Source organism: Maribacter sp. (genome assembly GCA_020629415.1).
GTDB classification, from domain to species: domain Bacteria; phylum Bacteroidota; class Bacteroidia; order Flavobacteriales; family Flavobacteriaceae; genus Maribacter; species Maribacter huludaoensis.
Genome location: JAHDDL010000079.1, coordinates 1 through 5,013 on the forward strand (window position 1 = coordinate 1; position 5,013 = coordinate 5,013).

Here is a 5,013-nt window from a genome sequence, read left to right on the forward strand (position 1 = left end):
GTTGCGGCATCATAGGTAAATGAAAAAATCCAGCTACCGTTATCCTCCTTAACACTGGTACACTCACCGGTTTGATCCACATGGCCCTGAACAATATGCCCGTCTAATCTAGATCCTAAAATCATGGCACGTTCCAAGTTTACAAGGTCATTGGTTTTAAGCGTATTCAAGTTGGTCTTATTTAAAGTTTCGGCAATAGCTGTTACGGTATACGTAGTATCGGTAAGGCTAACAACTGTTAGGCAAACACCGTTATGTGCCACACTTTGATCTATTTTAAGTTCAGGTGTCAAGCTAGATTCTATGGTAATATCTAAGTTTCCACCTTTGGCTTCAAGAGAAGTAACCTTGCCTAATGTTTCAATAATTCCCGTAAACATGTGTCGTTTAATTTAAGTAATTTTGTGCTTTAATAAGAGTCCCATTGTTTTAATTGGGACAACCACTTTGCTTCTCCTTTTTGGAAAGATAAAACCAATTTTAAGGTTTTAAGTGGGGTTACAAAGGTACAGATTATCATGGAGGAAAATAAGAAAATAAGGTTAGGTATCTCAATAGGAGACTTAAACGGAATAGGTTGTGAAGTTGCTTTGAAAACATTTGAAGATAGTAGAATGCTTGATTTCTGTACACCCGTTATTTTCGCCTCTAACAAGACCGTTTCCTTTCAAATGAAGCAGTTAAAACTTAATGTGGTATTCAACGGTATACCAGATGCGTCAAAAGCCATCGATAATAAGGTCAATATTGTAAATGTTTGGAAAGAAGTGCCAAGAGTAGATTTTGGTCAAGCGACCAAAGCCGGTGGTGAATATGCTATAAAATCTTTACGAGCAGCGGTAGATGCATTGAAGAAAGGAGATATAGATGTATTGGTAACGGCACCGATCAATAAGAATAATATTCAGTCAGACGAATTCAAATTCCCGGGGCATACAGACTTTTTAGCCCAAGAGCTAGATGGTGAAAGTCTAATGTTTATGGTAACGGATACCTTAAAGGTAGGTTTGTTGACCGATCACGTAGCGGTAAAAGATGTTTCTGCGGCCATAATACCTAGGCTGATACGTGATAAGATCAATACCATTGAGAAATCTTTGAAGATGGATTTTGGCATTCGCAAACCAAAAATAGCCTTGTTAGGTATAAATCCACATAGTGGAGATAACGGGGTAATAGGCAAAGAGGACGATGAGGTAATGAAGCCGGTAATAAAAGAAATGGCAAATATGGGTCATTTAGTATACGGTCCGTACTCGGCAGATAGTTTTTTTGGCTCAGACGGTTATAAAAAGTTCGATGCAATTTTGGCGGCATACCACGATCAAGGACTAATTCCGTTTAAAACAATATCATTTGGTCAAGGCGTAAATTTTACGGCAGGGTTAAGTAAGGTAAGAACATCGCCAGATCATGGAACAGCGTATGAAATAGCAGGAAAAGGCATGGCAGACGAGAGTTCTTTTAAAGAAGCGGTCTTTATGGCATTGAAGATTTTTAAGAATAGGACCGAGTATGAAGAGCTCACAAAAGACGTATTAAAAAAGCAACGTTTAAAGAGAGAACGTTAAAATTTAGTTCCATTAAAAAGTTATAAAGATAAATAGTTGATAACTATTGTCTTTTATCAAAATTATAGTATCTTTGCACCCGCCTTTTGTGGGCGATTAGTGTTAATTTAAGTGTGTACGTGATGAAGCAAAAGGAGTTCAATATTCCTTTCTCAGGATTGAAGCAAGGAAAACACAACTTTAATTACCAGATTGACAATACGTTCTTTGATTCTTTTGGATATGATGAGTTCAATGCTGCCAACATCAATTTAGATGTAGTACTTCATAAAACAAGTACAATGATGGAGGTTGATATGGAAGCATCAGGAACAGTGAATGTTGATTGTGACATTACCAGTGAACCGTATGATCAAGCTATAAGCGGAGATTTACATTTAGTGGTAAAGTTTGGTGAAGAGTATAATGACGAGAATGATGAAATACTGATTCTTCCTCATAATGAGCACCAATTGAATATTGCGCAATACGTGTATGAAATGCTAGTATTGGCAGTTCCGCAAAAAAGAATTCACCCTGGTATTGAAGATGGCACTTTAGAATCTGAAGTGTTAGACAGGTTAAAGGAGCTTCAACCAAAAGAGAAAAGATCAGATAAAGAAGAAAACGATCCCCGATGGGACGAATTAAAGAAACTATTAACGGATAAATAAGGTTTAAATGGCACATCCTAAAAGAAAAATTTCCAAAACAAGGAGAGACAAAAGAAGAACACATTATAAAGCTGTAGCACCTACATTGGCTACCGATTCTACAACTGGCGAGACTCACCTTTTTCACAGAGCTCACTGGCACGAAGGAAAATTACATTACAGAGGTCAAGTTTTGGTTGACAAAACTGAAGAAGCAGAAGCTTAAGACCTTATTACATTATACTATGCTCCCACTTCATTTGAAGTAGGGAGTTTTTTTTAGCCCAATTTGTATTTTAGGACCTTGTTACTCAGATAAATTAAAGGGTAACGGTGGTGAGGCTATTAATTGCAATTTTTCAAAAACCCGATAACTTTACCCAAAAAGTCGTTGAAAATCACTAATTTTCATGACTTTTGACAGGTTTTTTAAGTTTTTTACAAGAAAGCAAATAAAGTATGACCAAAATTACAGCAGCTATTACCGCGGTAGGAGGCTATGTTCCCCAGTTTGTAATGACCAACAAAATGCTTGAGGATTTGGTTGAAACCAATGACGAATGGATAACTACCAGAACGGGCATTAAGGAAAGAAGGGTTTTAAAGAAAGAAGAGGGAGAAGGTACGTCGTATTTGGCCATAAAAGCGGCACAAGACCTAATGGAAAAGAAAGGTCTAAAAGCTTCTGAAATAGACCTTGTTATAGTTGCAACGGCAACACCGGATAGTATGGTGGCATCTACAGCCGCATTCGTTGCTTCGGAAATTGGTGCAGTAAATGCTTTTGCCTATGATTTATTGGCGGCATGTTCAAGTTTTCTTTTTGGCATGTCATCGGCTGCCGGTCATATAGAAACCGGTAGATATAAAAAAGTATTGCTTATAGGTGCAGATAAGATGTCATCTATAATTGATTATACCGATCGTACAACATGTATTATTTTTGGGGATGGTGCCGGTGCGGTTCTTTTTGAACCAAATACGGAAGGTCTTGGCCTGCAAGATGAGTATTTAAGGGCAGACGGTAGCGGTAGACAATACTTGGGTATGGAAGGCGGCGGTTCGTTAATGCCGGCCACTATAGAGAGTGTTACCAATAAAAAACACTTCATTTTTCAAGAAGGAAAAACCGTATTTAAATTTGCCGTCTCCAATATGGCAGATGTAGCGGCCAAGATTATGGATAGAAATGATCTTACCGAGTCAGATGTAGATTGGTTGGTACCGCATCAGGCCAATAAGCGTATTATAGATGCCACTGCCAAAAGAATGGGAGTAGGAGATTCTAAAGTATTGATGAATATTCAACGTTACGGTAATACTACATCGGCAACGTTGCCATTATTATTATTTGATTACGAAAAACAGCTTAAAAAAGGAGATAACCTTGTATTTGCAGCCTTTGGTGGCGGTTTTACATGGGGTTCTATTTACCTTAAATGGGCGTATTAACTAACAACAACTACCAATTATAACTTAGAAAATATGGATATTAAAGAAATTCAAAGCCTTATCAAGTTTGTAGCCAAGTCTGGCGCTAGCGAGGTAAAACTGGAAACGGATGATATTAAGATCACCATTCGTACAGGAAGCTTAACTGGTAACTCTGAACCAACTTATGTGCATACAATGCCAATGGCGCAGCCAGCGGCACCGGCACCAGTTGCTGCAGCACCTGCGGCACCGGCAGAAGCAGCTACTCCTGCAGCACCTGCGGCAGAGGCTGAAGATGACAAGTACATTACTATAAAATCTCCAATAATCGGTACGTTCTACAGAAAGCCTTCACCGGACAAACCTGTTTTTGTTGAAGTTGGTGATACTATTGGTACAGGAGATGTACTTTGTGTTATTGAGGCAATGAAATTGTTCAACGATATAGAATCAGAAGTATCAGGTAAGATCGTGAAGATTTTGGTAGATGATTCTTCGCCTGTAGAGTTTGATCAACCATTATTTTTGGTAGATCCTTCTTAACTAAATTTTGAGTAGTAATTGTTAGATGCCGTAATAACGGTATGTAAGAATCATGTAGAACCAAGAACTTAAAATTTAAAAGATGTTTAAAAAAATACTGATTGCCAATAGGGGAGAAATCGCTTTGCGTGTTATCCGTACCTGTAAAGAAATGGGTATTAAAACGGTAGCCGTTTATAGTAAGGCAGATGAAGAAAGCTTGCATGTGCGTTTTGCAGATGAAGCGGTATGTATTGGTCCTGCTGCTAGTAGCGAATCCTATTTAAAGATCCCGAATATTATTGCTGCTGCCGAGATTACCAATGCAGATGCTATTCACCCAGGTTATGGTTTTCTTTCAGAAAATTCAAAGTTCTCACGTATATGTGCAGAACATGATATAAAATTTATTGGTGCCTCTGGTGATCAAATAGATAAAATGGGAGATAAGGCTACGGCCAAAGAAACCATGAAACAAGCCGGTGTACCTTGTGTACCAGGTTCAGACGGTCTATTAAAAGATGTTGCCGATGCCAAGAAGGTAGCCAAGAAAATGGGCTATCCGGTTATGATCAAAGCTACTGCCGGTGGTGGTGGTAAAGGTATGCGTGCCGTTTTTTCCGAAGATAAAATGGAAGAGCTTTTTGACAGTGCCGTTAATGAAGCAACTGCTGCATTCGGTAATGGTGGTATGTACATGGAAAAGCTGATCGAGGAGCCACGCCATATTGAAATCCAAATTGTTGGTGATCAATTTGGTAAAGCATGTCACTTATCTGAAAGAGATTGTTCTGTACAGCGTCGTCACCAAAAGTTAACGGAAGAAACGCCGTCACCTTTCATGACGGATAAGT

General features: G+C 38.7%; 7 protein-coding genes. 6 read left to right on the forward strand and 1 reads right to left on the reverse strand.

Going from position 1 to position 5,013, the window contains the following annotated elements; genetic code table 11:
* A partial coding sequence (locus tag QZ657_RS17125; RefSeq protein WP_412759697.1) for a riboflavin synthase occupies positions 1–380 on the reverse strand: 380 nt, incomplete at its 3' end.
* 138 nt (positions 381–518) lie between these two features.
* On the opposite strand from QZ657_RS17125, the gene pdxA reads away from it, so the two are divergent.
* The 6 genes from pdxA to QZ657_RS17155 all read left to right on the forward strand — a co-directional run.
* Positions 519–1,571: a 4-hydroxythreonine-4-phosphate dehydrogenase PdxA gene (gene pdxA, locus QZ657_RS17130; RefSeq protein WP_276470679.1), complete on the forward strand. Its 1,053-nt coding sequence runs from the start codon at positions 519–521 to the stop codon at positions 1,569–1,571.
* 122 nt (positions 1,572–1,693) lie between these two features.
* The gene (locus QZ657_RS17135) at positions 1,694–2,224 is read left to right on the forward strand and encodes a YceD family protein (RefSeq protein ID WP_291961388.1); all 531 of its coding nucleotides are present in this window, start codon (positions 1,694–1,696) and stop codon (positions 2,222–2,224) included.
* A gap of 7 nt (positions 2,225–2,231) precedes the next feature.
* Positions 2,232–2,429 (forward strand): 50S ribosomal protein L32, encoded by a 198-nt coding sequence (gene rpmF / locus QZ657_RS17140; protein ID WP_027065618.1) that lies wholly within the window; start codon positions 2,232–2,234, stop codon positions 2,427–2,429.
* Positions 2,430–2,662: 233 nt separating this feature from the next.
* Entirely contained in the window at positions 2,663–3,655 is a 993-nt protein-coding gene (locus tag QZ657_RS17145; protein ID WP_276470681.1) for a beta-ketoacyl-ACP synthase III, read from the forward strand.
* Between the two features lie 33 nt (positions 3,656–3,688).
* Positions 3,689–4,180, forward strand: coding sequence for an acetyl-CoA carboxylase biotin carboxyl carrier protein (gene accB / locus QZ657_RS17150; protein WP_291961390.1), 492 nt, complete (start codon positions 3,689–3,691; stop codon positions 4,178–4,180).
* Positions 4,181–4,262: 82 nt separating this feature from the next.
* Positions 4,263–5,013 (forward strand): biotin carboxylase N-terminal domain-containing protein (locus QZ657_RS17155; protein ID WP_291968241.1); only part of this gene is annotated, 751 nt, incomplete at its 3' end.